This window comes from Phytobacter sp. V91 (assembly GCF_965644225.1).
GTDB lineage: Bacteria > Pseudomonadota > Gammaproteobacteria > Enterobacterales > Enterobacteriaceae > CBFFRJ01.
On sequence record NZ_CBFFRJ010000073.1, the window covers coordinates 1 to 26,141 of the forward strand.

Annotated in this window: 47 protein-coding genes; 7 read left to right on the plus strand and 40 right to left on the minus strand. The window is 50.2% G+C overall.

What is annotated here, in order from left to right; all coding sequences use genetic code 11:
• Window positions 1-248: 248 nt before the first annotated feature.
• Window positions 249-803 carry a gamma carbonic anhydrase family protein gene (locus ACSZO4_RS15360; RefSeq protein WP_437889920.1) on the plus strand — a complete coding sequence of 185 codons (555 nt, stop codon included), beginning with the start codon at window positions 249-251 and terminating at the stop codon, window positions 801-803.
• Here the strand turns inward: ACSZO4_RS15360 and ACSZO4_RS15365 are convergent.
• From ACSZO4_RS15365 to dprA, 6 genes are read right to left on the minus strand one after another with little or no spacing between them, the layout of a single operon-like run.
• Complete coding sequence (locus tag ACSZO4_RS15365) at window positions 779-1,036, minus strand: DUF1488 domain-containing protein (RefSeq protein WP_437889921.1); 258 nt, start codon at window positions 1,034-1,036, stop codon at window positions 779-781. The genes ACSZO4_RS15360 and ACSZO4_RS15365 overlap by 25 nt on opposite strands.
• The gene (gene aroE / locus ACSZO4_RS15370) at window positions 1,033-1,851 is read right to left on the minus strand and encodes a shikimate dehydrogenase (RefSeq protein WP_437889922.1); all 819 of its coding nucleotides are present in this window, start codon (window positions 1,849-1,851) and stop codon (window positions 1,033-1,035) included. Before aroE ends, ACSZO4_RS15365 begins: the two co-directional genes overlap by 4 nt.
• A 4-nt stretch (window positions 1,852-1,855) precedes the next feature.
• A complete protein-coding gene (gene tsaC / locus ACSZO4_RS15375; RefSeq protein WP_437889923.1) occupies window positions 1,856-2,428 on the minus strand; it encodes an L-threonylcarbamoyladenylate synthase type 1 TsaC in 573 nt (190 codons plus the stop codon).
• Window positions 2,418-2,975 (minus strand): topoisomerase DNA-binding C4 zinc finger domain-containing protein, encoded by a 558-nt coding sequence (locus ACSZO4_RS15380; RefSeq protein ID WP_437889924.1) that lies wholly within the window; start codon window positions 2,973-2,975, stop codon window positions 2,418-2,420. Before ACSZO4_RS15380 ends, tsaC begins: the two co-directional genes overlap by 11 nt.
• A gap of 25 nt (window positions 2,976-3,000) precedes the next feature.
• Window positions 3,001-3,474: a DUF494 family protein Smg gene (smg, locus tag ACSZO4_RS15385; protein WP_437889925.1), complete on the minus strand. Its 474-nt coding sequence runs from the start codon at window positions 3,472-3,474 to the stop codon at window positions 3,001-3,003.
• Window positions 3,446-4,570, minus strand: coding sequence for a DNA-protecting protein DprA (gene dprA / locus ACSZO4_RS15390; RefSeq protein ID WP_437889926.1), 1,125 nt, complete (start codon window positions 4,568-4,570; stop codon window positions 3,446-3,448). The genes smg and dprA overlap by 29 nt, the downstream gene beginning before the upstream one ends.
• Window positions 4,571-4,698: 128 nt before the next feature.
• Here dprA and def point away from each other — a divergent pair, with 128 nt between their 5' ends.
• The 5 genes from def (at window position 4,699) to mscL (ending at window position 9,439) form a co-directional block, all read left to right on the plus strand.
• Window positions 4,699-5,208: a peptide deformylase gene (gene def, locus ACSZO4_RS15395; protein WP_437889927.1), complete on the plus strand. Its 510-nt coding sequence runs from the start codon at window positions 4,699-4,701 to the stop codon at window positions 5,206-5,208.
• A gap of 14 nt (window positions 5,209-5,222) precedes the next feature.
• A complete protein-coding gene (gene fmt / locus ACSZO4_RS15400) occupies window positions 5,223-6,182 on the plus strand; it encodes a methionyl-tRNA formyltransferase (protein WP_437889928.1) in 960 nt (319 codons plus the stop codon).
• 25 nt (window positions 6,183-6,207) lie between these two features.
• Window positions 6,208-7,497 carry a 16S rRNA (cytosine(967)-C(5))-methyltransferase RsmB gene (rsmB, locus tag ACSZO4_RS15405; protein WP_437889929.1) on the plus strand — a complete coding sequence of 430 codons (1,290 nt, stop codon included), beginning with the start codon at window positions 6,208-6,210 and terminating at the stop codon, window positions 7,495-7,497.
• A 22-nt stretch (window positions 7,498-7,519) separates the two neighbouring features.
• Window positions 7,520-8,896, plus strand: a complete 1,377-nt coding sequence (gene trkA / locus ACSZO4_RS15410; protein WP_437889930.1) for a Trk system potassium transporter TrkA — start codon at window positions 7,520-7,522, stop codon at window positions 8,894-8,896.
• Between the two features lie 129 nt (window positions 8,897-9,025).
• Entirely contained in the window at window positions 9,026-9,439 is a 414-nt protein-coding gene (mscL, locus tag ACSZO4_RS15415) for a large-conductance mechanosensitive channel protein MscL (RefSeq protein WP_437889931.1), read from the plus strand.
• Here the strand turns inward: mscL and ACSZO4_RS15420 are convergent, their stop codons facing one another.
• From ACSZO4_RS15420 to rpsJ, 31 genes are all read right to left on the minus strand, one after another.
• Window positions 9,440-9,655 carry an alternative ribosome-rescue factor A gene (locus ACSZO4_RS15420; RefSeq protein WP_437889932.1) on the minus strand — a complete coding sequence of 72 codons (216 nt, stop codon included), beginning with the start codon at window positions 9,653-9,655 and terminating at the stop codon, window positions 9,440-9,442.
• 57 nt (window positions 9,656-9,712) lie between these two features.
• Window positions 9,713-10,135, minus strand: a complete 423-nt coding sequence (zntR, locus tag ACSZO4_RS15425) for a Zn(2+)-responsive transcriptional regulator (protein ID WP_437889933.1) — start codon at window positions 10,133-10,135, stop codon at window positions 9,713-9,715.
• 2 nt (window positions 10,136-10,137) lie between these two features.
• A complete protein-coding gene (locus ACSZO4_RS15430; protein WP_437889934.1) occupies window positions 10,138-10,506 on the minus strand; it encodes a DUF1992 domain-containing protein in 369 nt (122 codons plus the stop codon).
• A 108-nt stretch (window positions 10,507-10,614) separates the two neighbouring features.
• Window positions 10,615-11,001 (minus strand): 50S ribosomal protein L17, encoded by a 387-nt coding sequence (gene rplQ / locus ACSZO4_RS15435; RefSeq protein WP_001216372.1) that lies wholly within the window; start codon window positions 10,999-11,001, stop codon window positions 10,615-10,617.
• 40 nt (window positions 11,002-11,041) lie between these two features.
• Entirely contained in the window at window positions 11,042-12,031 is a 990-nt protein-coding gene (locus ACSZO4_RS15440) for a DNA-directed RNA polymerase subunit alpha (protein ID WP_034461761.1), read from the minus strand.
• A gap of 24 nt (window positions 12,032-12,055) precedes the next feature.
• A complete protein-coding gene (gene rpsD / locus ACSZO4_RS15445) occupies window positions 12,056-12,676 on the minus strand; it encodes a 30S ribosomal protein S4 (RefSeq protein WP_437434294.1) in 621 nt (206 codons plus the stop codon).
• 33 nt (window positions 12,677-12,709) lie between these two features.
• Complete coding sequence (gene rpsK, locus ACSZO4_RS15450) at window positions 12,710-13,099, minus strand: 30S ribosomal protein S11 (RefSeq protein ID WP_260861814.1); 390 nt, start codon at window positions 13,097-13,099, stop codon at window positions 12,710-12,712.
• 16 nt (window positions 13,100-13,115) lie between these two features.
• Complete coding sequence (gene rpsM / locus ACSZO4_RS15455) at window positions 13,116-13,472, minus strand: 30S ribosomal protein S13 (RefSeq protein ID WP_437889935.1); 357 nt, start codon at window positions 13,470-13,472, stop codon at window positions 13,116-13,118.
• A 146-nt stretch (window positions 13,473-13,618) separates the two neighbouring features.
• A complete protein-coding gene (gene rpmJ, locus ACSZO4_RS15460) occupies window positions 13,619-13,735 on the minus strand; it encodes a 50S ribosomal protein L36 (protein ID WP_000868187.1) in 117 nt (38 codons plus the stop codon).
• Between the two features lie 30 nt (window positions 13,736-13,765).
• On the minus strand, window positions 13,766-15,097 hold the full coding sequence (secY, locus tag ACSZO4_RS15465) for a preprotein translocase subunit SecY (RefSeq protein ID WP_437889936.1): 1,332 nt from the start codon (window positions 15,095-15,097) through the stop codon (window positions 13,766-13,768).
• 7 nt (window positions 15,098-15,104) lie between these two features.
• A complete protein-coding gene (rplO, locus tag ACSZO4_RS15470) occupies window positions 15,105-15,539 on the minus strand; it encodes a 50S ribosomal protein L15 (protein ID WP_437889937.1) in 435 nt (144 codons plus the stop codon).
• Between the two features lie 3 nt (window positions 15,540-15,542).
• Window positions 15,543-15,722, minus strand: coding sequence for a 50S ribosomal protein L30 (rpmD, locus tag ACSZO4_RS15475; protein WP_343877860.1), 180 nt, complete (start codon window positions 15,720-15,722; stop codon window positions 15,543-15,545).
• Window positions 15,723-15,725: 3 nt separating this feature from the next.
• Window positions 15,726-16,229 carry a 30S ribosomal protein S5 gene (gene rpsE / locus ACSZO4_RS15480; protein WP_004106339.1) on the minus strand — a complete coding sequence of 168 codons (504 nt, stop codon included), beginning with the start codon at window positions 16,227-16,229 and terminating at the stop codon, window positions 15,726-15,728.
• 14 nt (window positions 16,230-16,243) lie between these two features.
• On the minus strand, window positions 16,244-16,597 hold the full coding sequence (gene rplR, locus ACSZO4_RS15485; RefSeq protein ID WP_000358960.1) for a 50S ribosomal protein L18: 354 nt from the start codon (window positions 16,595-16,597) through the stop codon (window positions 16,244-16,246).
• Window positions 16,598-16,606: 9 nt separating this feature from the next.
• A complete protein-coding gene (rplF, locus tag ACSZO4_RS15490; RefSeq protein WP_437889938.1) occupies window positions 16,607-17,140 on the minus strand; it encodes a 50S ribosomal protein L6 in 534 nt (177 codons plus the stop codon).
• A 12-nt stretch (window positions 17,141-17,152) separates the two neighbouring features.
• Window positions 17,153-17,545: a 30S ribosomal protein S8 gene (rpsH, locus tag ACSZO4_RS15495; RefSeq protein WP_437434299.1), complete on the minus strand. Its 393-nt coding sequence runs from the start codon at window positions 17,543-17,545 to the stop codon at window positions 17,153-17,155.
• A 33-nt stretch (window positions 17,546-17,578) separates the two neighbouring features.
• Window positions 17,579-17,884 (minus strand): 30S ribosomal protein S14, encoded by a 306-nt coding sequence (gene rpsN / locus ACSZO4_RS15500; protein ID WP_039076814.1) that lies wholly within the window; start codon window positions 17,882-17,884, stop codon window positions 17,579-17,581.
• A 14-nt stretch (window positions 17,885-17,898) separates the two neighbouring features.
• Window positions 17,899-18,438 carry a 50S ribosomal protein L5 gene (rplE, locus tag ACSZO4_RS15505; RefSeq protein ID WP_437434300.1) on the minus strand — a complete coding sequence of 180 codons (540 nt, stop codon included), beginning with the start codon at window positions 18,436-18,438 and terminating at the stop codon, window positions 17,899-17,901.
• Between the two features lie 14 nt (window positions 18,439-18,452).
• Complete coding sequence (rplX, locus tag ACSZO4_RS15510) at window positions 18,453-18,767, minus strand: 50S ribosomal protein L24 (protein WP_437889939.1); 315 nt, start codon at window positions 18,765-18,767, stop codon at window positions 18,453-18,455.
• Between the two features lie 10 nt (window positions 18,768-18,777).
• On the minus strand, window positions 18,778-19,149 hold the full coding sequence (rplN, locus tag ACSZO4_RS15515; RefSeq protein WP_035344535.1) for a 50S ribosomal protein L14: 372 nt from the start codon (window positions 19,147-19,149) through the stop codon (window positions 18,778-18,780).
• 168 nt (window positions 19,150-19,317) lie between these two features.
• Entirely contained in the window at window positions 19,318-19,572 is a 255-nt protein-coding gene (gene rpsQ, locus ACSZO4_RS15520; RefSeq protein ID WP_097164998.1) for a 30S ribosomal protein S17, read from the minus strand.
• Entirely contained in the window at window positions 19,572-19,763 is a 192-nt protein-coding gene (gene rpmC, locus ACSZO4_RS15525) for a 50S ribosomal protein L29 (protein WP_097164997.1), read from the minus strand. The genes rpsQ and rpmC overlap by 1 nt, the downstream gene beginning before the upstream one ends.
• The gene (gene rplP, locus ACSZO4_RS15530) at window positions 19,763-20,173 is read right to left on the minus strand and encodes a 50S ribosomal protein L16 (protein WP_007369814.1); all 411 of its coding nucleotides are present in this window, start codon (window positions 20,171-20,173) and stop codon (window positions 19,763-19,765) included. Before rplP ends, rpmC begins: the two co-directional genes overlap by 1 nt.
• 12 nt (window positions 20,174-20,185) lie before the next feature.
• On the minus strand, window positions 20,186-20,887 hold the full coding sequence (rpsC, locus tag ACSZO4_RS15535) for a 30S ribosomal protein S3 (RefSeq protein ID WP_000529945.1): 702 nt from the start codon (window positions 20,885-20,887) through the stop codon (window positions 20,186-20,188).
• A 17-nt stretch (window positions 20,888-20,904) separates the two neighbouring features.
• Window positions 20,905-21,237 carry a 50S ribosomal protein L22 gene (gene rplV, locus ACSZO4_RS15540; protein WP_002919773.1) on the minus strand — a complete coding sequence of 111 codons (333 nt, stop codon included), beginning with the start codon at window positions 21,235-21,237 and terminating at the stop codon, window positions 20,905-20,907.
• A gap of 14 nt (window positions 21,238-21,251) precedes the next feature.
• Window positions 21,252-21,530: a 30S ribosomal protein S19 gene (gene rpsS, locus ACSZO4_RS15545; RefSeq protein WP_001138115.1), complete on the minus strand. Its 279-nt coding sequence runs from the start codon at window positions 21,528-21,530 to the stop codon at window positions 21,252-21,254.
• A gap of 16 nt (window positions 21,531-21,546) precedes the next feature.
• Window positions 21,547-22,368 carry a 50S ribosomal protein L2 gene (gene rplB / locus ACSZO4_RS15550; RefSeq protein ID WP_000301859.1) on the minus strand — a complete coding sequence of 274 codons (822 nt, stop codon included), beginning with the start codon at window positions 22,366-22,368 and terminating at the stop codon, window positions 21,547-21,549.
• A 17-nt stretch (window positions 22,369-22,385) separates the two neighbouring features.
• A complete protein-coding gene (rplW, locus tag ACSZO4_RS15555; RefSeq protein WP_004868363.1) occupies window positions 22,386-22,688 on the minus strand; it encodes a 50S ribosomal protein L23 in 303 nt (100 codons plus the stop codon).
• A complete protein-coding gene (gene rplD / locus ACSZO4_RS15560) occupies window positions 22,685-23,290 on the minus strand; it encodes a 50S ribosomal protein L4 (RefSeq protein ID WP_123350609.1) in 606 nt (201 codons plus the stop codon). Before rplD ends, rplW begins: the two co-directional genes overlap by 4 nt.
• Window positions 23,291-23,300: 10 nt before the next feature.
• Complete coding sequence (rplC, locus tag ACSZO4_RS15565) at window positions 23,301-23,930, minus strand: 50S ribosomal protein L3 (protein WP_017460069.1); 630 nt, start codon at window positions 23,928-23,930, stop codon at window positions 23,301-23,303.
• Window positions 23,931-23,962: 32 nt separating this feature from the next.
• On the minus strand, window positions 23,963-24,274 hold the full coding sequence (rpsJ, locus tag ACSZO4_RS15570) for a 30S ribosomal protein S10 (RefSeq protein ID WP_001181005.1): 312 nt from the start codon (window positions 24,272-24,274) through the stop codon (window positions 23,963-23,965).
• Between the two features lie 379 nt (window positions 24,275-24,653).
• Here rpsJ and ACSZO4_RS15575 point away from each other — a divergent pair, with 379 nt between their 5' ends.
• On the plus strand, window positions 24,654-25,130 hold the full coding sequence (locus ACSZO4_RS15575) for a prepilin peptidase (protein WP_437889942.1): 477 nt from the start codon (window positions 24,654-24,656) through the stop codon (window positions 25,128-25,130).
• Here ACSZO4_RS15575 and bfr read toward each other — a convergent pair.
• From bfr to ACSZO4_RS15590, 3 genes are all read right to left on the minus strand, one after another.
• On the minus strand, window positions 25,114-25,590 hold the full coding sequence (bfr, locus tag ACSZO4_RS15580; protein WP_437889940.1) for a bacterioferritin: 477 nt from the start codon (window positions 25,588-25,590) through the stop codon (window positions 25,114-25,116). The genes ACSZO4_RS15575 and bfr overlap by 17 nt on opposite strands.
• A gap of 73 nt (window positions 25,591-25,663) precedes the next feature.
• The gene (gene bfd / locus ACSZO4_RS15585; RefSeq protein WP_437889941.1) at window positions 25,664-25,858 is read right to left on the minus strand and encodes a bacterioferritin-associated ferredoxin; all 195 of its coding nucleotides are present in this window, start codon (window positions 25,856-25,858) and stop codon (window positions 25,664-25,666) included.
• A 172-nt stretch (window positions 25,859-26,030) separates the two neighbouring features.
• Window positions 26,031-26,141, minus strand: a 111-nt coding sequence (locus ACSZO4_RS15590) for an elongation factor Tu (protein WP_072269979.1), incomplete at its 5' end; no start/stop codon positions are given.

Consider the following 26,141-nt stretch of genomic DNA (forward strand, 5'->3'; position numbering starts at 1 on the left):
TTTTCTCTTCAACCGAACCGGCTACTTAGTGTGAAGTGATTCACATCCGCCGTGTCGATGGAGGCGCATTATAGGGATCCAAACTTTTAGCACAAGCGTTTTTTAGATCTTTTTATCTAACTGCTGCTTTTCCATTCTTTTCGTCCAGATCCCGTACGATCTGCTCAAAATCTGATGAGCAAAAGGGTTGCACAAGACCTCTATTGCTACCAAAGTCATCAATACCACCTATTGTTGATGAGGTAACTATGTCTGCGGTACTACGTCCTTATAAAGATCTTTTCCCCAAATCAGGCCAGCGAGTCATGATTGATGCCACCAGCGTGGTCATTGGTGATGTCCGAATCGGGGACGATGTTGGCATCTGGCCTTTGGTCGCCATCCGTGGCGACGTCAATTATGTTGAGATAGGCGCCCGCAGCAATATTCAGGATGGCAGTGTTTTGCACGTCACCCATAAGTCCTCTTACAACCCGGAAGGTAACCCTCTCATTATTGGAGAAGAGGTCACTGTAGGGCATAAGGTAATGCTCCATGGCTGCACAATCGGCAACCGGGTACTTGTCGGTATGGGATCAATTTTGCTTGATGGTGTAGTCATTGAAGATGATGTGATGATTGGGGCGGGCAGTCTGGTTCCTCAGAACAAGCGCCTGGAGAGCGGCTATTTATATCTCGGCAGCCCGGTAAAACAGATCCGCCCTCTCAGCGAAGCTGAAATCGCAGGACTGAAATATTCAGCGAACAACTATGTTAAGTGGAAAGATGAGTATTTAGCTCAGGATAACCAGACCCGTCCCTGAGCGTCCTCTTGTTGCTGCTGGATCAGTTGTTCGGCTTCATCTTCCAGATCCCAGCGGCATTGCTGAAAACTTGTCAGCCACTGCGCTGGCGAATCGCCCCCAAAGCGAAGCGCCAGCGTTTCACCACTTATCATGCAGGTGAGCAATATCCCGTTGACCATTGCCGGAAAACAGAGCGCCTGTTCACTGTCGCTCCACTCTTCACGATCGGGAAATTGTATCGCCTGATTCATCCGGCCATTTCCTGCTTGAGCCGATAAATGACAGGCTCAATCTCCGGTAATACCCCGTGCCACAATAATACCGAGTGCGCAGCCTGTCCGACCAACATGCCCAGGCCGTCTGAGCAATGTGTCGCCCCTAGCGACTTGCACCAGCCCAGGAAAGGCGTATCGCCCTGCTGGTAAAACATGTCATAACAGTAAAGTTGAGGATGAATAATGGATTCAGGCAAAGAGGGAATTCCGCCATCAACACCGCTTGATGTTGCATTGATAACCAAATCAAACTGATGTCCAGGGACCTCAACCTCAGTAAGGGCATTGACACTTCCGGTGTGGGCGAAGAGCGCCGCCAGCTCATGTGCCCTGGAAAAAGTGCGATTCACAATCGTCACCGAGCAATCCAGAGACAGTAAAGGAAGCAACACGCCGCGAGCCGCGCCACCCGCCCCAACTAGCAGAATGCGAAATCCAGGCCTGATAAAGGACAAACGCTGTAAATCACTCAACAGACCAATGCCGTCGGTGTTATCTCCCACCAGACGCCCATCTTCGAGCCTCTTCAACGTGTTCACTGCACCCGCTAACGCCGCTCGCTCAGTCAGTTCATCTGCACGGCTAAAGGCTTCTTCTTTAAATGGCATGGTGACGTTAGCCCCCTTTCCACCATTGGCGAAGAAGGTGTTCAGCGTATTGGTAAAGTCATCCAGCGGGGCAAGCATGCGCCCATAAGGATGTTCAATCTGTAACTGCCTGGCAAATTGCGCGTGAATAGAGGGCGATTTGCTGTGCGCAACAGGATTACCAAAAACAACATACGGTTCCATAAAGTTACCCTTGACGGAAAAGTTCGCCGCTAAGGGCGTCACGAATTTCAGAAGGATTAAGGCGACCACCGGTCAGGCCTTCCACAACAGGAAAATTCGCCCCAAATTGCTGGCGAACTTCTTCATCCGTCCGGCAAGGAGCTAAACCAGTCAGATTTGCGCTGGTCGACACCAACGGTTTGCCAAAAGCCTCACACAATGCAATGACCTGAGGATGATCCGTCACACGCACTGCCAGCGAATCAAAACGGCCGGTGAGCCAGCGCGGTGTGGTGGCTTTCGCCGGGAAAACGAAAGTGACCGGCCCTGGCCAACAGGCGAAGATAGCCTGCCGTTGGGTATCGGATAGCATGCTGTCATCTATATAGGGTTTCAGCTGTTCAAAGTTTGCCGCAATCAGGATCAGCCCCTTTTCTACAGGGCGCTGTTTAAGCTCAAGCAGCCGATAGACGGCCTCTTCACTGTCAGGATCACACCCGACACCGAAGACGGCTTCTGTTGGATAAGCGATGACATTTTGATTTTTAAGGATCTCAACCGCAGCAGCGATAGGATCCAGATGCAGGTTATTCTTCACGGGTTTGTTCCGCCGTTACCGGCTGTCCACATTGTTTACTGGCACAGAAATGCTTAACACCCTGCGCCGTCTTTTTCTCGATTAAAAGCGGATAGTGGCATGCAGGACACTCCCCAGCCACCGGTTTGAAATTGATAACGAACTGGCAATCAGGGTAACGATCGCAGGAATGGAATGTCTTACCAAACCGCGAACGTCGCTGAATAAGGTGTCCTGACTGGCACTGCGGGCAAGTAATAGCAGTATCGTCAGGCTTGTCTATTTGTTCTGTATGTGCGCATTCAGGGTAATGACTACAGCCGATAAACATACCAAACCGCCCCTGGCGCAAGGCGAGCAGGGATCCGCACGCGGGACACATTTGCCCTTCCAGAATTTTAACGATATGCCCATCCGCCTGATTTTTCAGAGGACGCACATAGTCACACTCCGGATAGTGGGAACATCCAAGAAACGGACCGTGTTTACCGGAGCGTATAACAAGTTCAGCCCCGCATTGTGGGCAGGGCTCATTGTTGCGCACCGAGAAAAGTGCTGATTTGGCCATAACGACTCAGGAAGCTGCAAAAAGATTAATGCAGCATACCTTCATTCACTTCAAAGAGTAATTCTTCCATTTGCTGGTATGCGTTTTCACACCCTGGAATATTGAAGAGCACCATCAGAATCACCCATTTTAGATCTTCCAAATCGAACTCAGCCGTATCCAGCGCAAGTACACGCTCAATCACCATTTCTCGTGTTTCGAGGTTTAGCACCTGAATTTGCTCCAGGAATAACAAAAATCCACGGCAACTGGCATCCAGCCGGTCGCACTCTTCTGCCATGTAAATGCGCACGGAGAGTGGGTCAGAAGCAAGCTGCATCGGCTCGGCAAGGCCTTCCTGATAATCAGCTAACTTCTCCAGCCAGAGAAGCGCGTTATAGATGTCTTCTCGATCAAAGCCAGCGTCGGTAAGATCCCGTTCCAGTTTGTCCTGATCCACACGCATTTCAGCTTCGTTATGGATGTAAGTCTCAAACAAATACATTAGTACGTCGAACATGGCTTGCCCTCCTCAATCGGACATAGCCGCCGGGTACAGCTGCGATCCACCCTGCTAACTCCAGTTCAAGCAATTGAGCAACCGTTACTGGCACAGGTTGGCCGGCACGTTCAGCGACGACGTCAACAGGTGTTACCTCATCTCCTACGTTAGCCAGGAGCTCAGGAAATGGCAATGCCACCTCTTCTTGATCTGGTGAATAAATTGTCTTTTCATCACGCTTTTGCAGCGCAGGGAAATCATATTGCATATTTTCCAGAACAGTTTCCGGTGATGCCGCAATAAAAGCGCCCTGTTGAATTAGCCAGTGAGGCCCTTCACTGCCCGGACTGCCTATCGGGCCCGGCAGCGCAAACACATCTCGCCCTTGATCCAGAGCACATCGTGCCGTCACTAACGAGCCACTGCGTAATGCAGCTTCAATCACCAGCACCCCACGACTCAGGCCACTGATGATGCGATTACGTCGGGGGAAATTAGCCGCGAAGGGTAAGGTATGAAGCGCAAACTCAGAGACTAATGCCCCGCCACTGCTTACTATCCGGGCCGCTAACGAGGCGTTTCGTTTCGGGTAAAGCGTAAGCAGACCATTTCCGAGCACCGCTACGGTTTTGCCGTTTACCGCCAGCGCGCCACGATGAGCAACACTATCGATCCCCAAAGCCAGGCCGCTGGTGATGATGAAACCAGATTGCGCCAGTTGCTCACAAAACAGCCTCCCCCACCGCTCGCCGTACCATGTGGGCATTCGACTACCAACCACGGCGAGCTGATAATTGGCCAGGATTGCGGGATCCCCCTTCACAAAAAGCGCTCCGGGGTAGTCGCTGATAGCACGTAGTTGTGGGGGATAGCGCGCATCGCTGGAGATAATAAGATGGTGGTGAGGATCGTCAAGCCAGCATAGACTCGCTTCAACATCCTGCGGTTTCATTGCCAGAAAACGTCGTGCCTGCCTTGCTGTTAAGCCACATTCTGATAGTGCTTCGAAATCAATGGATTGTAATTTTGCCAACGACTGGGCAACCCTGACCATCGCATCGCCATAAAGCGTATTTATATAAATTAAACGCAACCATATCTCGGTGGTTGTCATCCTCATCCCCTGCCATAAGTGGCTCGCTCAATCCTTGCGATTGGTCACCGATGCTGTCAATCGGAGGGGGATTTGTCTAGAATAGAGGGAATATCCTTTCCAACTCCTGAACACGACTCTGGAGATTTATGGCAGTTTTGCAAGTGTTACATATTCCGGACGAGCGCCTTCGCAAAGTCGCCGCCCCGGTCAAAGAAGTGAATGCAGAAATTCAACGCATCGTTGATGATATGTTCGAAACGATGTACGCGGAAGAAGGTATTGGTCTGGCCGCCACTCAGGTCGATATTCATCAACGTATTATCGTTATTGATGTCTCGGAAAATCGTGATGAGCAACTGACGCTGATCAACCCGGAACTGCTGGAGAAAAGCGGTGAAACCGGCATTGAAGAAGGCTGTCTGTCGATTCCTGAACAACGCGCTCTGGTTCCTCGCGCGGAGAAGGTCAAAATTCGTGCGCTTGATCGTGACGGGAAACCGTTTGAGCTGGAAGCCGATGACCTGCTGGCTATCTGTATTCAACACGAGATGGATCATTTGGTCGGTAAATTGTTTATCGATTATCTCTCCCCGTTAAAGCAGCAACGCATTCGTCAGAAAGTTGAAAAACTGGACCGCATGAAAGCCAGAGCGTAAGGACAAACACAACGGTGTCAGATTCTCTACGGATTATTTTTGCAGGTACTCCTGATTTTGCAGCGCGTCATCTTGATGCGCTGTTATCTTCTGAGCATCAGGTCATCGGTGTTTTTACCCAACCCGATCGCCCAGCTGGCCGCGGTAAAAAACTCATGCCGAGCCCGGTCAAAGTTCTGGCAGAAGAAAAAGGAATTCCGGTATTCCAGCCAGCCTCTTTGCGCCCTCAGGACAACCAACAACTGGTTGCTGATTTACAGGCTGATGTCATGGTTGTGGTTGCCTATGGCCTGATTTTGCCTAAGGCGGTCCTTGATATGCCGCGCCTGGGCTGTCTTAACGTGCACGGGTCGCTTCTCCCCCGCTGGCGAGGCGCTGCCCCGATACAGCGTTCACTCTGGGCCGGTGATGAGGAAACCGGGGTGACCATTATGCAAATGGATGTCGGTCTTGATACCGGTGACATGCTCTATAAGCTCTCTTGCCCCATCACTGGCGAAGACACCAGTGCAACGCTGTATGACAAACTGGCGCACCTGGGCCCACAAGGGTTGCTGACAACTCTCACCCGGATCGCCTCAGGCACTGCAAAACCGGTGGTTCAGGATGAAACCCTGGTTACCTATGCTGAGAAGCTCAGTAAAGAAGAAGCGCTGATTGACTGGTCGCTTTCTGCTGTACAACTCGAACGTTGCATTCGCGCATTCAATCCATGGCCAATGAGCTATTTCATGATTGATGGGCAGCCCGTCAAGGTCTGGAAAGCATCAGTGCTCACGACTCAAACCAGCGCAGAGCCCGGTACCATTATTGAAGCCAATAAACTGGGTATCCAGGTCGCAACTGCTGATGGCATTCTGAATCTTGAATCATTACAGCCTGCAGGCAAAAAGGCCATGAACGCCCAGGATTTATTAAATTCCCGGCGCGAATGGTTTACGCCTGGTGTGATTTTACTTCCCTCAGCCCGGTAATACCGGGCGTTTTATTTTTGCGGCTATGAAAAAAAATCTTAATTTACGCAGTCTTGCAGCTCAGGCAATTGAGCAAGTGGTCGAAAAAGGGCAATCGCTGAGTAGCGTTCTGCCACCGTTACAGCAAAAGGTCTCAGATAAAGACAAGTCTCTGCTTCAGGAGCTGTGCTTTGGTGTGTTACGTACGCTTCCGCAACTGGACTGGCTTATCCACAAATTGATGGCCCGGCCGATGACGGGAAAACAACGGACCCTGCATTATCTGATCATGGTGGGCTTGTACCAGCTGTTGCATACCCGCATTCCTGCGCATGCTGCATTGGCCGAAACCGTGGAAGGTGCCGTCGCCATTAAGCGCCCGCAACTTAAGGGATTAATTAACGGTGTTTTGCGCCAGTTCCAGCGCCAACAGGAAGAGTTGCTGGCGGAATTCGCACAAAGTAATCAGCAATACCTGCATCCGGACTGGCTGCTTCAGCGTATTCAGCGTGCTTACCCGCAGCAGTGGCAACAGATTATCGAGGCCAATAACCAGCGCCCACCAATGTGGCTTCGTGTTAACCGTCAGCACCACTCCCGCGCGGCCTGGCAAAGCCTGCTGGAAGAAAACGGGATGCAAGGATTCGCTCATGAAACCTATCCTGACGCCGTGCGACTGGAAACGCCGACAGCCGTTCATTCACTTCCAGGATTCGAAGAAGGTTGGGTCACCGTACAGGATGCCGCCGCGCAGCGTTGTGTGACATTCCTTGAGCCTGAAAATGGCGAACGCATTCTTGATCTTTGTGCAGCGCCAGGCGGAAAAACAACACATATTCTGGAAGTTGCGCCGCAGGCAAGCGTCATAGCAGTCGACATAGACGAACAACGTTTGTCACGTGTCTATGACAACCTCAAACGCCTGGGCATGAAAGCTGACGTTAAACAAGGTGATGGACGCTACCCCGCACAATGGTGCGCCGATGAGAAATTCGATCGCATCTTGCTGGATGCCCCCTGTTCAGCAACAGGCGTCATCCGCCGTCACCCGGACATTAAATGGCTGCGCCGAGACCGCGATATCAAAGAACTCGCGCAACTGCAGGCCGAGATTCTGGATGCAATCTGGCCACACCTGAAGTCAGGTGGAACCCTGGTGTATGCCACATGTTCAATTTTGCCGGAAGAAAACAGCCAACAAATAAGTGCATTCCTGAAACGCACACCTGATGCACAGTTAAGCGTAACCGGCACAACCGGGCAACCTGGCCTACAGAATCTGCCTGGGGCAGAAGAAGGTGACGGTTTCTTTTACGCTAAGCTTTTAAAACAATAATGAGCAGAACGGGCCACAGCAGATGAAAATAATAATACTGGGTGCGGGACAGGTCGGCGGCACACTGGCGGAAAATCTCGTCGGTGAAAATAATGATATTACCGTCGTGGATACTAATGGCGATCGCCTGCGCAGCCTTCAGGATAAATTCGATCTGCGTGTGGTCCAGGGGCATGGTTCTCATCCGCGAGTCCTCCGTGAAGCGGGGGCCGATGATGCCGATATGCTGGTTGCCGTTACCAGCTCTGATGAGACCAACATGGTCGCGTGCCAGGTCGCTTATTCTCTCTTCAACACCCCGAACCGTATTGCCCGTATCCGCTCGCCTGATTACGTCCGTGACGCAGATAAATTATTCCACTCTGAAGCCGTACCCATTGACCACCTGATCGCACCAGAACAACTGGTTATTGATAGTCTTTACCGGCTTATCGAGTACCCAGGCGCGCTTCAGGTTGTTAATTTCGCAGAGGGAAAAGTCAGTCTTGCGGTGGTAAAAGCCTATTACGGTGGGCCACTGGTGGGGAACGCACTGTCGACGATGCGGGAGCATATGCCTCATATTGATACGCGTGTGGCGGCAATATTTCGTCATGACCGGCCAATTCGCCCACAAGGCTCGACCATTGTTGAGGCTGGGGATGAAGTCTTCTTTATCGCTGCATCTCAGCACATTCGTGCGGTAATGAGTGAACTGCAGCGTCTGGAAAAGCCCTACAAGCGGATCATGCTTGTTGGCGGTGGCAATATCGGTGCAGGGCTGGCAAGAAGGCTCGAAAAAGATTACAGCGTCAAACTGATCGAGCGCGATCAGCAGCGCGCAGCCGAACTTGCAGAAAAATTGCAAAATACGATCGTATTTTATGGTGATGCGTCGGATCAGGAGTTGCTGGCTGAAGAGCATATCGATCAGATGGATCTCTTTATTGCCGTCACCAATGATGATGAAGCCAATATCATGTCTGCGATGCTGGCTAAACGCATGGGCGCCAAAAAGGTGATGGTTCTCATCCAGCGAAAAGCTTATGTCGATTTGGTGCAGGGGAGCGTTATCGATATTGCTATTTCACCTCAACAGGCGACTATTTCAGCCTTGCTCAGCCACGTACGTAAAGCGGATATCGTGGGTGTCTCTTCACTACGCCGTGGCGTCGCAGAAGCCATCGAGGCTGTCGCCCACGGTGATGAAAGTACCTCACGTGTCGTGGGTCGGGTCATCGATGATATTAAATTACCGCCTGGTACCATTATCGGCGCCGTTGTTCGTGGCAATGACGTCATGATTGCCAATGATAACCTGCGCATTGAGCAAGGCGACCACGTTATTATGTTCCTGACGGACAAAAAGTACATTACGGACGTTGAGCGCTTATTCCAGCCCAGCCCCTTCTTTTTGTAATCATTCAAGGCATCCTCAGGGATGCCTTTTTTATCCTGCTACATAAACAGCAGGCAAATTTTTCTGGTTGATGACAATTAAAGAGACATTTGTTAAACTTACGTTATCAGATGGTATAAGGGGAAAAGTATGAGCTTATTGAAAGACTTTCGCGAATTCGCGATGCGAGGAAATGTTGTTGATTTAGCCGTTGGTGTCATTATCGGCGCTGCATTCGGTAAAATTGTTTCATCACTGGTCGCTGATATTATTATGCCGCCACTTGGGCTATTGATCGGCGGTGTGGATTTCAGGCAATTTGCTTTAACCCTCCGTGAGGCCCAGGGAGATATCCCGGCGGTGGTGATGCATTATGGCGTGTTTATCCAGAATATTTTTGATTTCATTATTGTCGCCTTCGCCATCTTTATGGCCATCAAGGTAATCAATAAACTGAAACGTAAGCAGGAAGAAGCGCCAAAAGCCCCAGCGGCGCCGAGCAAAGAAGAGTTACTGCTGGCTGAAATTCGCGATCTGTTGAAAGAACAAAACAATCGGCAGTAATCAGGCTAACAAAACCAGAAGGCCAGTGGTAAAAAAGCATTTTGCTTGTTTGCCACTGGCCTCCCGGCTTTCACCTTTCACATGTTTCTCTTTACGCGTAAAACTTCCCTTTCCTTTTTTATTCTTCTCAACCCGCTGCCTGAACAGTGGATCATGAAGAAGTGCTTCTATGGCGTTGTCCTTAATTTGCCCTTTTGTGTGCTGGTAACGGCTCATAAACTCTCCAGGTTTGGTTTAAAAACGGCCAAAGTTTAGGGCTATGGACTGAGAAAATCAACAGCCTTCAGAATGACCTGAACCCTGTTCAAGGGTTTCAAGAATTGAACAATAGACACTGCTGTGCGCAGTGCCGCAGCAGGCGTCGTTTAGCTTTTGTAACGAACGGCGAATAATCTGTAGCTCTTCAATACGTGCTTCAACATCATTGAGTCTGTCCTGCACGATACTTTTCGACTCCTGGCAAGTATGGTGTTCAGGATCGATGCGGATAGACAACAATTCGCGAATCGAATCCAGCGTAAAGCCCAACTGCCTCGCGTGACGAATGAACTTCAGCCTGCGCAGGTCGTTATCAGAATACAAACGAAAACCACCTTCTGTGCGGACTTCATGCTCCATCATCTGCTGCTTTTCATAGTAGCGAATGGTATCGGGGGTAACATCTGCCAGTTTTGCCAGTTCTCCAATACGAAACATTTTTACTCCTCCGTTAGTTTATTAAGCAGTTTGCCAGCATATTCGTGGTGCAGGAACTCACTACTTAATCCAGCCTGACGAAGCTTTAACTCCAGTAAAGCAAGGCGATGGCTTAATGCCAGATAATCCGGGTGATCTTGCTGGATGTGCTGCAACAGGTTGCTCAGTGACAGCGCTTCTTTTCGATATTCCAGTTCGGGAGGGAGGCAACCGGCATTCTTCAGTAACCGAAACCCAGCTCGTAGCTCAGGAGGTACCTGAGAATCATCATCCAGGTCCAGTGGTTGGCCAGCTCCCGGCAAATCCTCGAATACGCCTTTTCGTTGTGCGTCGAGGATATGTCGCTCGGCCCACTGGTCAAGTAACCACATGACCGCCCCCAGAAAAAGAACAAAAAAGAGACAGACATTGTAGAAGGAGTTGTGATGCGATGGATATAAAAAAACCCGCCGAGGCGGGTTTTTTTACTTTACTGCAAATTACTCTGCAGCTGCTTCTGCTTTCGACTCAGAGCGATCAACCAACTCGATGTATGCCATCGGTGCATTGTCGCCTGCGCGGAAGCCACACTTGAGAATGCGAGTGTAACCACCGGCACGGCTCGCAAAACGCGGGCCCAGCTCGTTAAACAGTTTTGCCACGATCTCGTTATCACGAGTGCGGGCGAATGCCAGACGACGATTAGCTACGCTGTCAGTCTTGGCAAGAGTAATCAGCGGCTCAACTACGCGACGCAGCTCTTTCGCTTTAGGCAGGGTCGTCTTGATGATTTCATGACGAACCAGTGAACCTGCCATGTTGCGGAACATAGCCTGGCGATGGCTGCTGTTGCGGTTCAGTTGACGACCACTCTTACGATGGCGCATGACCTTATCCTTCTCAGTAAAACCTTAACCTGTGATCCGGTTACTCGTCAGCAATGCTTGCCGGTGGCCAGTTTTCCAGGCGCATGCCCAGAGACAGTCCACGTGAGGCCAGCACATCTTTAATCTCGGTGAGAGATTTTTTACCCAGGTTCGGCGTTTTCAGCAACTCAACCTCGGTACGCTGTACCAGATCACCGATATAGTGGATAGCTTCTGCCTTAAGGCAGTTAGCAGAGCGGACAGTCAATTCCAGATCGTCAACAGGGCGCAGCAGGATCGGATCGAATTCTGGTTTCTCTTCTTTCACTTCCGGCTGACGTACATCACGTAAATCAACGAAAGCTTCAAGTTGTTCAGCCAGAATGGTTGCCGCACGACGAATCGCCTCTTCAGGATCGATTGTACCGTTGGTTTCCATTTCGATGACCAGCTTGTCCAGGTCAGTACGCTGTTCAACACGCGCTGCTTCAACATTGTAGGCAATACGCTCTACAGGGCTGTAACATGCGTCGACCAGCAGACGACCAATTGGGCGCTCATCTTCTTCCGAATGAATTCGGGCAGAAGCCGGCACATAACCACGACCGCGCTGAACTTTGATACGCATACTAATAGATGCATTCTCATCGGTCAGGTGGCAGATCACATGCTGCGGCTTGACGATTTCGACATCACCGTCGTGGGTGATATCGGCTGCAGTCACAGGGCCAATGCCAGATTTATTCAGAGTAAGAATAACATCATCTTTACCCTGAACTCTCACCGCCAGCCCTTTCAGGTTGAGCAGGATTTCCAGGATATCTTCCTGAACGCCTTCTTTGGTGCTGTACTCGTGCAGTACACCATCAATCTCAACCTCGGTCACCGCGCAACCCGGCATCGATGAGAGCAGAATACGGCGCAGTGCATTACCCAGAGTATGGCCAAAGCCACGCTCTAAAGGCTCAAGGGTCACCTTGGCGTGCGTCGAACTCACTTGCTCGATATCTACCAGGCGCGGTTTTAGAAACTCTGTCACAGAACCCTGCATTGTGTCCTCTCTTTGTACTAAGCTTTACTTGGAGTAAAGCTCGACGATCAGGTGTTCGTTAATGTCCGCAGACAGATCTGAACGCTCCGGCTTACGCTTGAACGTGCCTTCCATCTTGCCAGCATCAACTTCCAGCCAGGTTGGCTTTTCACGCTGCTCAGCCAGCTCCAGAGCGGCCTTCACGCGAGATTGCTTTTTCGCTTTCTCACGAATGCTAACAACGTCATTCGGACTAACCTGATAAGAAGCGATGTTAACAACACGACCGTTTACCATAATTGCTTTATGGCTAACCAGCTGACGTGATTCAGCACGAGTAGCGCCGAAGCCCATACGGTATACAACGTTGTCCAGACGACCTTCCAGCAGAGCCAACAGGTTTTCACCGGTGTTGCCTTTCAGACGTGCTGCTTCTTTGTAGTAGTTACGGAACTGACGCTCCAGCACACCGTAGATACGGCGAACTTTTTGCTTTTCACGCAACTGCACACCATAGTCAGACAGACGCGGTTTACGCGCACCATGCTGGCCAGGAGCTTGTTCAATTTTACACTTGGTATCGATCGCGCGAACACCAGACTTAAGGAATAAGTCGGTACCCTCACGACGGCTCAGCTTGAGCTTAGGACCCAAATATCTTGCCATTTTCTTTCTCCAACTAACCTGTAAAACGAAGCGTTAGACGCGACGTTTCTTCGGCGGACGACAACCGTTATGAGGGATCGGAGTCACATCAGTAATATTCGTGATGCGGAAACCAGCGGCGTTCAGTGCACGAACAGTAGATTCGCGACCTGGACCCGGACCTTTAACCATAACTTCCAAGTTCTTGATACCGTATTCTTTCACGGCGTCTGCGCAACGCTCTGCTGCAACCTGAGCTGCAAACGGAGTGGATTTGCGAGAACCACGGAAACCGGAACCACCGGCTGTTGCCCAACCCAGTGCGTTACCCTGACGATCGGTAATGGTAACGATGGTGTTGTTAAAAGAAGCATGGATATGAGCCACGCCATCAGAGACTTGTTTTCTTACACGTTTACGTGCACGAATTGGTGCCTTTGCCATTATTCAATCACCCCGATTATTTCTTGATCGGTTTGCGCGGACCCTTACGGGTACGTGCGTTGGTCTTGGTACGCTGACCGCGAACCGGGAGACCACGACGATGACGCAAACCGCGATAGCAACCAAGGTCCATAAGGCGCTTGATGCTCATGCTAACTTCACGGCGCAGATCACCTTCAACGACAAATTTGGCAACTTCGTCACGCAGCGTGTCGATTTGTTCTTCAGACAGCTCACTGATCTTAACATTTTCAGCGATACCCGCAGAAGCCAGAATAGCTTTAGAACGGGTTTTACCGACGCCGTATATCGAAGTTAATGCGATCACAGCATGTTTCTGATCAGGAATGTTAATGCCTGCTATACGGGCCACTATGCACTCCTATAATTTCACTTGCACGCACCATGCTGAAAAGCCCGTTTTCAGGATACTCAAATGGATACGTACAGACATACAAAAGATTGGCTGGCTAATCTAGCCAGCTCAACCCAACTTTGCAAGAAAAATATGCGAAATAATCAGCCTTGGCGCTGTTTATGCTTCGGCTCGGCACTGCAAATCACACGGATGACACCATCACGCTTAACGATTTTGCAGTTACGGCATAATTTCTTGACGGAAGCACGAACTTTCATTTTTACTCTCCGTAACTTCTCAGGCAACCATTAACGGCCGTAGCCTTTCAGGTTCGCCTTCTTCAATGCAGACTCGTACTGACTCGACATCATCAGAGTTTGCACTTGAGCCATAAAGTCCATAATCACGACAACAACGATAAGTAAGGAAGTCCCACCAAAGTAGAACGGTACTTTCATTGCATCACGCATGAACTCCGGGATCAGGCAGATAAAAGTAATATAAAGCGCACCGACCAGAGTCAGGCGGGTCATTACTTTATCGATATACTTCGCCGTTTGCTCTCCCGGACGAATTCCTGGTACAAATGCACCGGACTTCTTCAGGTTATCTGCTGTTTCACGCGGGTTGAAGACCAACGCCGTGTAGAAGAAACAGAAGAAGATGATTGCAGACGCATAGAGTAACACATAAAGCGGTTGTCCAGGCTGCAAATACAGCGAAATTGTTGTCAGCCAGTTCCAACCGGTACCGCCCCCGAACCATGACGCGATGGTTGCCGGGAACAGAATAATACTGGAAGCGAAAATTGCCGGGATAACCCCCGCCATATTCACTTTCAGCGGTAAATGTGTGCTCTGTGCAGCATAGACACGACGACCCTGCTGGCGCTTAGCGTAGTTCACCACAATGCGGCGTTGACCACGTTCAACGTAAACAACAAAGAACGTCACTGCAAATACTAGTACTGCAACCAACAGCAACAGGAGGAAGTGCAGGTCGCCTTGACGCGCTTGCTCGATAGTGTGGGCAATGGCTGGCGGGAGTCCCGCAACGATACCAGCGAAGATGATGATCGAGATACCGTTGCCGATACCGCGTTCAGTGATCTGTTCGCCGAGCCACATCAGGAACATCGTTCCTGTAACCAGACTTACAACAGCAGTGAAATAGAATGCAAAGCCTGGATTAATTACCAGGCCCTGCATACCAGGCATATTCGGTAAACCGGTAGCAATACCGATTGACTGGAATATTGCCAGCACCAGAGTACCGTAGCGGGTGTACTGACTAATCTTACGACGTCCGGACTCCCCTTCTTTCTTCAGCTCTGCCAATGCCGGATGAACGACAGTCAGCAGCTGGATAATAATCGATGCCGAAATATACGGCATGATACCCAAAGCGAAGATAGAAGCACGGCTGAGTGCACCACCAGAGAACATGTTAAACATTTCAATGATGGTGCCTCGCTGTTGCTCAAGCAGTTTGGCAAGTACAGCGGCATCAATACCAGGGATCGGAATAAAAGAGCCAATACGGAACACAATAAGCGCACCGATTACAAACAACAGTCTGCGTTTCAGCTCGCCTAAGCCACCTTTGGCACTTTGAAAATCTAATCCCGGTTGTTTAGCCATCTGCTACTTATTCCTCGATTTTACCGCCAGCAGCTTCGATAGCAGCACGAGCGCCTTTAGTCACACGCAGGCCACGAACAGTTACCGGAGTAGATACTTCACCAGACAGGATCACTTTCGCGAACTCGATCTGAATACCGATAATGTTTGCTGCTTTCAGCGTGTTCAGGTCAACTACGTCGCCTTCTACGCGAGCCAAATCAGACAGACGAATCTCGGCTGTGATCGCTGCTTTACGTGAAGTAAAACCGAATTTCGGCAGACGACGGTACAGAGGCATCTGACCACCCTCGAAACCGCGACGTACGCCACCGCCAGAACGAGAGTTCTGACCTTTGTGACCACGACCACCGGTTTTACCGAGGCCAGAACCGATACCACGACCCAGGCGTTTGCCCGCTTTCTTAGAGCCTTCGGCCGGAGACAGAGTATTTAAACGCATCTCTTACTCCTCAACTTTAACCATGTAGGAAACCGCGTTGACCATACCACGAACAGCAAGAGTATCCTCGCGCTCTACGGTGTGACCAATACGACGCAGACCCAGGCCAAGCAGCGTTGCCTTGTGTTTCGGCAGACGACCGATTGCACTGCGGGTTTGAGTAATTTTAATAGTCTTTGCCATGGTTTATTTCCCCAGAATTTCTTCAACGGATTTACCACGCTTGGCAGCGACCATTTCTGGAGAATTCATATTTTCCAGGCCATCAATAGTTGCACGAACCACGTTAATCGGGTTGGTGGAACCATATGCTTTAGCCAGAACGTTATGAACTCCAGCGACTTCCAGGACGGCGCGCATTGCACCACCGGCAATAATACCGGTACCTTCAGAAGCCGGCTGCATGAAGACACGAGAACCCGTGTGAACACCTTTAACCGGGTGTTGCAGGGTGCCGTGGTTCAGCGCGACGTTAATCATATTGCGACGGGCTTTTTCCATCGCTTTCTGGATCGCTGCTGGAACTTCACGCGCTTTACCGTAACCAAAACCAACGCGACCGTTACCATCGCCAACAACAGTCAGAGCTGTGAAGGAGAAAATACGACCACCTTTAACGGTTTTAGATACGCGGTTAACCGCGATCAGCTTTTCCTGCAGTTCGCCAGCCTGTTTTTCGATGTGAGCCATCTTACACCTCTACCTTAGAACTGAAGGCCAGCTTCACGGGCAGCATCTGCCAGTGCCTGGACGCGACCATGATATTGGAACCCGGAACGGTCAAAGGATACATCTTTGATGCCTTTTTCCAGAGCGCGTTCAGCAACAGCTTTACCAACAGCTGCGGCCGCGTCTTTGTTACCGGTGTACTTCAATTGTTCAGCGATAGCTTTTTCTACAGTAGAAGCAGCTACCAGAACTTCAGAACCGTTCGGTGCAATTACCTGTGCGTAAATATGACGCGGGGTACGATGTACCACCAGGCGAGTTGCACCCAGCTCCTGGAGCTTGCGGCGTGCGCGGGTCGCACGACGGATACGAGCAGATTTCTTATCCATAGTGTTACCTTACTTCTTCTTAGCCTCTTTGGTACGCACGACTTCGTCGGCGTAACGAACACCCTTGCCTTTGTAAGGCTCAGGACGACGGTAGGCGCGCAGATCTGCTGCAACCTGACCGATCAGCTGTTTATCAGCGCCTTTCAGCACGATTTCAGTTTGAGTCGGACATTCTGCAGTGATACCGGCTGGCAGCTGATGCTCAACAGGATGAGAGAAGCCCAGAGACAGGCCTACTGCATTCCCTTTGATAGCTGCACGATAACCTACACCAACCAGCTGAAGCTTTTTAGTGAAGCCTTCGGTAACACCAACAACCATTGAGTTCAGCAGGGCACGCGCGGTACCAGCCTGAGCCCATCCATCCACGAAACCATCACGTGGACCGAAGGTCAGAGCGTTATCTGCATGTTTAACTTCAACAGCATTGTTGAGAGTACGAGTCAGCTCGCCGTTTTTACCTTTGATCGTAATAACCTGACCGTTGAGTTTTACATCAACGCCGGCAGGAATAACGACCGGTGCTTTAGCAACACGAGACATTGTTTCCTCCGATTAGGCTACGTAGCAGATAATTTCGCCGCCAAGACCAGCCTGGCGCGCTGCACGATCAGTCATAACACCTTTAGAGGTAGAAACAACTGCGATACCCAGACCAGCCATAACTTTTGGCAGCTCATCTTTTTTCTTATAGATGCGCAGGCCTGGGCGGCTGACACGTTGAATGCTTTCTACAACAGCTTTACCCTGGAAATACTTAAGAGTCACTTCCAGTTCCGGCTTGGTGTCGCCTTCAACTTTAAAATCTTCGATAAAACCTTCATCCTTCAGCACGTTGGCAATTGCCAATTTCAGCTTGGAGGAAGGCATGGTGACCGCAGCTTTGTTCGCGGCCTGACCGTTACGGATACGGGTCAGCATATCCGCGATCGGATCTTGCATGCTCATCTGTCTTTACTCCCGTGATTCAATTGGTGACAATTACCAGCTAGCCTTTTTCAGACCCGGAATTTCACCGCGCATAGCGGCTTCACGGACCTTAATACGGCTCAACCCGAACTTCCGCAGGAAAGCGTGCGGACGACCAGTTTGACGGCAGCGATTACGCTGACGAGACGGGCTGGAATCACGCGGCAGAGTCTGCAGCTTGAGAACAGCATTCCAACGATCTTCGTCGGTTGCGTTCACATCAGAGATGATAGCTTTCAGTTCAGCGCGTTTAGCGAAGAATTTATCAGCTAAAGCTACGCGCTTTACTTCGCGTGCTTTCATTGATTGCTTAGCCATTCAGTAACCCTACCTTACTTGCGGAACGGGAAGTCAAAGGCAGCCAGCAGAGCACGGCCTTCTTCATCAGATTTCGCAGTAGTGGTAATGGTAATATCCAAACCACGCACGCGGTCGACTTTATCGTAGTCGATTTCTGGGAAGATGATCTGCTCACGGACACCCATGCTGTAGTTACCACGACCGTCGAAAGACTTAGCGGACAAGCCACGGAAGTCACGGATACGCGGTACAGCAATAGTGATCAGGCGCTCAAAGAACTCCCACATGCGTTCGCCACGCAGAGTTACTTTACAGCCGATCGGATAGCCCTGACGGATTTTGAAGCCTGCAACTGATTTGCGTGCTTTGGTGATCAACGGTTTTTGACCGGAGATTGCTGTCAGGTCAGCTGCTGCGTTATCCAGCAGTTTCTTGTCAGCGATCGCTTCACCAACACCCATGTTCAGGGTGATCTTCTCGACCCGAGGGACTTGCATGACAGAATTGTAGCTAAACTCAGTCATGAGTTTTTTAACTACTTCGTCTTTGTAGTAATCATGCAGTTTCGCCATCGTACTACTCCAAATTACTTGATAGTTTCGCTAGTAGACTTGAAGAAACGGACTTTTTTGCCGTCTTCGAATCTAAAGCCTACACGGTCTGCTTTACCGGATGCAGTATTGAAGATTGCAACGTTAGAAACCTGAATTGCAGCTTCTTTTTCAACGATGCCACCTGGTTGATTCAGAGCCGGGACAGGCTTCTGATGTTTTTTAACCAGGTTGATACCTTCAACAATGATCTTGCCGGAAGACAGAACATTCTTAACTTTACCGCGCTTACCTTTATCTTTACCGGTAAGAACAATAACTTCGTCATCACGACGGATTTTCGCTGCCATGATTCGCTCCTTAAAGTACTTCTGGTGCCAGAGAGATGATTTTCATAAACTTCTCAGAACGAAGTTCACGAGTTACCGGCCCAAAAATACGCGTACCGATTGGTTGCTCGCTGTTATTGTTCAGAAGAACACAAGCATTACCATCGAAGCGAACGACAGAACCGTCAGGGCGACGAACACCCTTCCTGGTGCGCACCACTACCGCCTTCAGCACATCACCTTTTTTGACCTTACCACGCGGAATTGCTTCTTTGATGGTGATCTTGATGATGTCGCCTACGCCTGCGTAGCGACGGTGCGAGCCACCCAGAACCTTGATACACATTACGCGACGTGCACCGGAGTTGTCGGCGACGTTCAGCATAGTCTGTTCTTGGATCATTTCAGTGCTCCGCTAATGTCAACTACTACTGATGACCCTCTAAATCAGGGTCGTTAAAAAGCCCCATATCGGGGGCGCAGCATTATAACACCGCTTCTCAGATATGGGTAGAAAAAATAAACGGCTCACTGCTGAGCCGTTTATTTATTTTTGAGAAGGCTTACTGTATTACAGAACCGCTTTCTCTACAACGCGAACCAGCGTCCAGGACTTAGTCTTGGACAGTGGACGGCATTCACGGATTTCAACCTTGTCGCCGATACCACATTCGTTGTTCTCGTCATGTACGTGCAGTTTGGTCGTACGTTTGATGAATTTCCCGTAGATCGGGTGCTTCACAACACGTTCGATAGCAACAACAATGGATTTCTCCATTTTGTCGCTAACAACACGACCTTGCAGAGTACGGATTTTATCGGTCATTACGCACCCGCCTTCTGAGTCAGTAAAGTCTTAACACGTGCGACATTACGACGCACTTGCTTCAACAGGTGAGTCTGTTGCAGCTGGCCACTTGCAGCCTGCATACGCAGGTTGAACTGCTCACGCAGCAGGTTAAGCAGCTCGGTGTTCAGCTCTTCAACGCTCTTTTCACGCAGCTCGTTTGCTTTCATTACATCACCGTCTTAGTTACAAAGGTGGTTTTAATCGGCAGTTTTGCTGCTGCCAGCTCGAAGGCTTCACGGGCCAGCTCTTCCGGAACGCCGTCCATTTCATACAGGACTTTACCCGGTTGAATCAAGGCAACCCAATACTCCACGTTACCTTTACCTTTACCCATACGAACTTCCAGCGGCTTCTCGGTAATCGGCTTGTCCGGGAATACACGGATCCAGATTTTACCTTGACGCTTAACAGCACGAGTCATTGCACGACGCGCTGCTTCGATCTGACGAGCGGTCAGACGACCACGGCCAACAGCTTTCAGACCGTAAGTGCCGAAGCTCACATCCGTGCCCTGCGCCAGACCACGGTTGCGGCCTTTGTGCACCTTACGGAATTTTGTACGCTTTGGTTGTAACATCAGCGACGCTCCTTATTTACGGCCTTTACGCTGCTGCTTTTTAGGTTGCGCAGCCGGTTTTTCCGGTTGTTCAACAGCAGCCATACCACCCAGGATCTCGCCTTTGAAGATCCATACCTTAACGCCGATTACACCGTAAGTGGTGTGCGCTTCAGAGGTGTTGTAGTCGATGTCAGCACGCAGAGTGTGCAACGGTACGCGACCTTCGCGGTACCATTCGGTACGTGCGATTTCCGCGCCGCCCAGACGGCCGCTAACTTCAACTTTGATACCTTTCGCGCCCAGACGCATTGCGTTCTGTACAGCACGCTTCATAGCACGACGGAACATAACGCGACGTTCCAGCTGAGAAGTGATGCTGTCAGCAACCAATTTAGCGTCCAGTTCTGGCTTACGAACTTCGGCGATATTGATCTGTGCAGGAACGCCAGCGATATCCGCTACGACCTTGCGCAGTTTTTCTACGTCTTCGCCTTTCTTACCGATAACGATACCCGGGCGAGCAGTGTGAATAGTTACACGAATGCTCTTAGCCGGACGCTCGATAACGATGCGAGATACGGACGCCTTAGCCAGTTCCTTAGTCAGGTACTGACGTACTTTAAAATCGCTGTCCAGGTTGTCAGCGAATTCTTTGGTGTTCGCGAACCAGGTAGAGTTCCATGGTTTGACAATACCCAGGCGAATACCATTAGGATGTACTTTCTGACCCATTGCTAGTCTCCAGAGTCTCAGCGATCGGACACAACCACAGTAATGTGGCTGGTGCGCTTCAGGATGCGATCTGCACGACCTTTCGCACGCGGCATAATGCGCTTCATGCTCGGGCCTTCGTCTACGAAAATTTTCGCAACTTTCAGATCGTCAATGTCAGCGCCATCGTTGTGTTCAGCGTTAGCAATGGCAGATTCCAGTACTTTCTTGACCAATACCGCAGCTTTCTTGTTGGTATAGGTCAGGATGTCCAGGGCCTGCGACACTTTCTTACCGCGAATCAGGTCAGCAACAAGGCGAACCTTCTGAGCAGAAGAACGAGCATGGCGATGTTGAGCTAAAGTTTCCATCTCTTCCTCCTACCTTATTTCTTCTTCGCTTTTTTATCAGCAGCATGGCCGCGATAAGTACGAGTCGGTGCGAATTCACCCAGTTTGTGACCGACCATTTCGTCGGAAACAAATACCGGAACGTGCTGACGACCATTATGGACAGCGATGGTCAAACCGATCATGTTAGGAAAGATCGTTGAACGACGGGACCAAGTGCGCAGGGGCTTCTTGTCTCCGCTTTCCACCGCTTTCTCTACCTTCTTCAGCAAGTGCAGGTCAATAAAAGGACCTTTCTTGAGAGAACGTGGCATGGCTTATCCTCTAATATTATTTGCTACGGCGACGTACGATAAATTTATCAGTACGCTTGTTGCTGCGGGTCTTCTTACCTTTGGTCTGAACGCCCCACGGAGTTACCGGGTGCTTACCAAAGTTACGACCTTCACCACCACCATGTGGGTGATCGACTGGGTTCATCGCAGTACCGCGAACGGTAGGACGAACACCACGCCAGCGTGCAGCACCTGCTTTACCCAGAACGCGCAGCATATGCTCAGCATTGCCAACTTCGCCCAGGGTAGCGCGGCAGTCTGCTTCGACTTTACGCATTTCACCAGAACGCAGACGCAGGGTGACATAAGCACCGTCACGCGCAACGATCTGAACGTAAGTACCAGCGGAACGTGCCAGCTGACCGCCTTTACCTGGTTTCATTTCTACGTTATGAACGGTAGAACCAACCGGGATATTGCGCATCGGCAGGGTGTTGCCTGCTTTGATTGCAGCATCAACGCCAGACTGAATCTGGTCGCCAGCTTTCAGGCCTTTAGGGGCCAGGATGTAACGGCGTTCGCCGTCTTTGTACAGAACCAGCGCGATGTTCGCGGAACGGTTCGGATCGTACTCAAGACGTTCAACAACTGCCGGGATACCATCTTTGTTGCGTTTAAAGTCAACAATACGGTAAGCCTGCTTGTGGCCACCACCGATATGACGGGTGGTGATACGGCCATTGTTGTTACGACCACCGGATTTGCTGTTTTTTTCCAGCAACGGAGCAAAAGGTTTGCCCTTGTGCAGCTCAGGGTTAACCACTTTAACAACGTGGCGACGACCCGGAGATGTCGGTTTACATTTAACAACTGCCATTGTATTACTCCTCCGACTTACTCAGCGCCGCCAACGAAGTCCAGATTCTGGCCTTCTTTAAGGGTGACGTAAGCTTTTTTCCAGTCGCTACGACGACCGATACGCTGTCCGTGACGTTTAACTTTCCCTTTAACTACCAGGGTGTTAACGACTTCGACTTCGACTTCAAACAGTTTCTGCACAGCAGCTTTGATTTCTGCTTTGGTCGCGTCTTTAGCAACTTTGAGAACGATAGTGTTTGTTTTTTCCATCGCAGCAGACGCTTTTTCAGAAACGTGCGGTGCACGCAGCACCTTCAGCAGACGTTCTTCACGAATCATGCCAGCATCTCCTCAACTTGCTTAACAGCATCAGCAGTCATTACGACTTTGTCGAAGGCGATCAGGCTAACCGGGTCGATACCAGTTGCATCGCGTACGTCAACCTTGTGCAGGTTGCGCGCAGCCAGGAACAGGTTTTCGTCCAGCTCACCGGTGATGATCAGCACATCTTCCAGAGCCATGTCTTTCAGTTTCTGAGCAAGCAGCTTAGTTTTAGGCGCTTCCAGAGAGAACTGCTCGACAACGATCAGACGATCCTGACGTACCAGTTCGGACAGAATGCTTTTCAGCGCGCCGCGGTACATCTTTTTGTTAACTTTTTGACTGTGGTCCTGCGGACGCGCAGCGAAGGTCACGCCACCTGAACGCCAGATCGGGCTCTTGATAGAACCTGAACGCGCACGGCCGGTGCCTTTCTGACGCCACGGTTTTTTACCGGAGCCAGTTACTTCAGCGCGGGTCTTCTGGGCACGAGTACCCTGACGAGCACCTGCTGCATAAGCAACAACAACCTGGTGAACCAGCGCTTCGTTGAAATCACGACCGAAGGTAGTTTCGGAAACAGTCAGCGCGCTCTGCGCGTCTTTCAATACTAATTCCATTGCTATCTCCTCACGCCTTCACAGCTGGTTTAACGATCAGGTCGCTACCGGTTGCACCCGGGACAGCACCTTTAACCAGCAGCAGGTTGCGCTCAGCGTCAACACGTACTACATCCAGGCTCTGAACGGTAACACGTTCGTTACCCAGCTGACCTGCCATCTTCTTGCCTTTGAACACTTTGCCCGGAGTCTGGTTCTGACCGATAGAACCCGGAACGCGGTGAGACAAGGAGTTACCGTGGGTAGCGTCCTGGGTACGGAAGTTCCAGCGCTTAACGGTACCGGCGAAACCTTTACCTTTAGAGGTACCGGTTACGTCAACTTTTTTAACTTCAGCAAACAGCTCAACGCTAATGTCCTGACCTACGGTGAATTCTTCGCCGTCAGCAAGACGGAATTCCCACAGACCACGGCCAGCTTCAACGCCAGCTTTAGCGAAGTGACCCGCCTCAGGTTTGGTCACACGGTTAGCTTTTTTAGCACCGGTGGTAACCTGAATAGCGCGGTAGCCATCGTTAGCCAGATCTTTAACCTGAGTAACGCGGTTTGCTTCAACTTCGATTACGGTTACTGGGATAGAAACGCCATCTTCAGTGAAGATGCGGGTCATACCCACTTTTTTACCGACTAAACCAATCATTGTATCAACCTCTCAATCGCTCGATGACCTGATTAACCCAGGCTGATCTGCACGTCTACACCGGCAGCCAGATCCAGACGCATCAGAGCATCAACGGTTTTCTCAGTTGGCTCAACGATGTCAACCAGACGCTTGTGAGTGCGAATCTCGTACTGATCACGCGCGTCTTTGTTAACGTGCGGGGAGATCAGAACGGTAAAGCGCTCTTTGCGGGTCGGCAGCGGGATCGGACCACGGACTTGCGCACCAGTGCGCTTAGCAGTCTCGACGATTTCCGCAGTTGATTGATCGATCAGACGATGATCAAACGCTTTCAGGCGGATACGGATTCTTTGGTTCTGCATGAGACCAGAGCTCCAATTATTTTATAGACGAAAATGATTACTACCCATATCCATTACGATTGATGGAAGAGTGTAATCGTTCTTACGTAGCCCCCCAATTGGGAGCATTGTTTGATAGCTAACAGCACTATCAGGGTTCATATCGAACCAGCCGTCAATTACGACAAGCCCGCGCATTATACGTAAATCTGACGTTAACGCAAGTGCTCTCGTACAAATTAGATACGCCTTCGGCAAGGCTCGTAGATTTTCCGTCAGTGTGTTCTTTTGGGGCAACTTTTTCTGAATCCTCTGCTCAACGCCCGTCTTTCTGAGTTCACTCTTCAGCCACTCTCCCCGATACTTTTGGCTTATTGAAGCCCGGGGAAATGTCATGACAATGCTCTTCTTTCTTACAGCCTACCTTTTACTGAACGGCATGCTGATATGGCAGGATCTCCGCTATGGGCTTTTGCCGGACAGGCTAACCTGCCCTCTACTGTGGTTTGGGCTGGCTTACGCATGTATCAATGACGTTGATTTGCTGGCACACAAAGTGTGGGGGGCGATTGCCGGATACACTGGATTTGCGGCAATCTACTGGAGTTATCGGCTGGTTCGCGGTCGTGAAGGCCTAGGCTACGGAGACGTTAAATTTCTCGCCGCCCTCGGCGCCTGGCATGGCTGGGAGGCATTAAGCATGCTGGTATTTATCGCCGCGTTGAGCGCATGCATTGTGGTTTTTGTTTGCCTCTTCACGGCAAAATGGCGCCAGATACAACAAAACCCGCTACCATTTGGCCCATTTCTGGCTGGTGCGGGTTTAATTACAGGTTATCAGGATCTGTTTTCTGAGCTTATTAACTTTCAACTTTAATTTGCGATTGCAGATAGTTCTGCACACCAATTTTGCCAATCAGATCCAGCTCGGTTTCCAGCCAGTCGATGTGCCCCTCTTCATCAGCCAGAATTTCAATCAACATATCTCTGCTGACATAGTCGTGGACGCTATCGCAATAGGCGATGGCCTCACGTAAGTCCTTCGCCCCGTCAAGTTCCAGCCGGAGATCGGACTGGAGCATTTCCTCAACATCTTCACCGATACCGAGTTTGCCTAAGTCCTGAAGATTTGGCAGTCCTTCGAGAAACAAAATACGCTCGATATACTTATCGGCGTGCTTCATTTCATCAATGGATTCATGGTACTCGACATCATTGAGACGCGTCAGCCCCCAGTTCTTAAACATTCTTGCATGAAGAAAGTACTGATTGATTGCGACAAGCTCGTTTCCCAATAACTTATTGAGATAATTTATTACTTTGACATCACCTTTCATTATGTAGTCCCTCCGCTTCCACTTATTGAAGCGTAGAACGGGCTACAGGGAAGTCAAAAAAAGCGGGGAGCTCTTAAGCGGTTTCTTTATATTCAGGGATCTGTAGCAATTCGTCCTGCATTATCTCACGTGCAGCTCTGATGCATTTACCGCATTGATTTCCAACAGGAATAAACTTGCGCAGTTGCTGAAAAGATTGAGGGTGAAACTGGCGTACTGCCTGGCGAATTTTTTTATCGCTGACACCATTACACAAACAAACGTACATAATTACTCCCGGTCAATTTATGATCAAAAGTGTAAATGAGAATGGTTATGATTACAATAGACGGGAATTAGAATGCGGTAAGAGAATCGTAAATACCTATTTACTCAGACATGTTCTACAAATGACAGACAACAAAAAGGGCGCCTGAGCGCCCTTTTTACATCATCGCTAATTAAGCGATAACTTTAGCAACAACGCCCGCACCAACAGTACGGCCGCCTTCACGGATTGCGAAACGCAGACCGTCGTCCATCGCGATTGGGTGGATCAGGGTAACAACCAT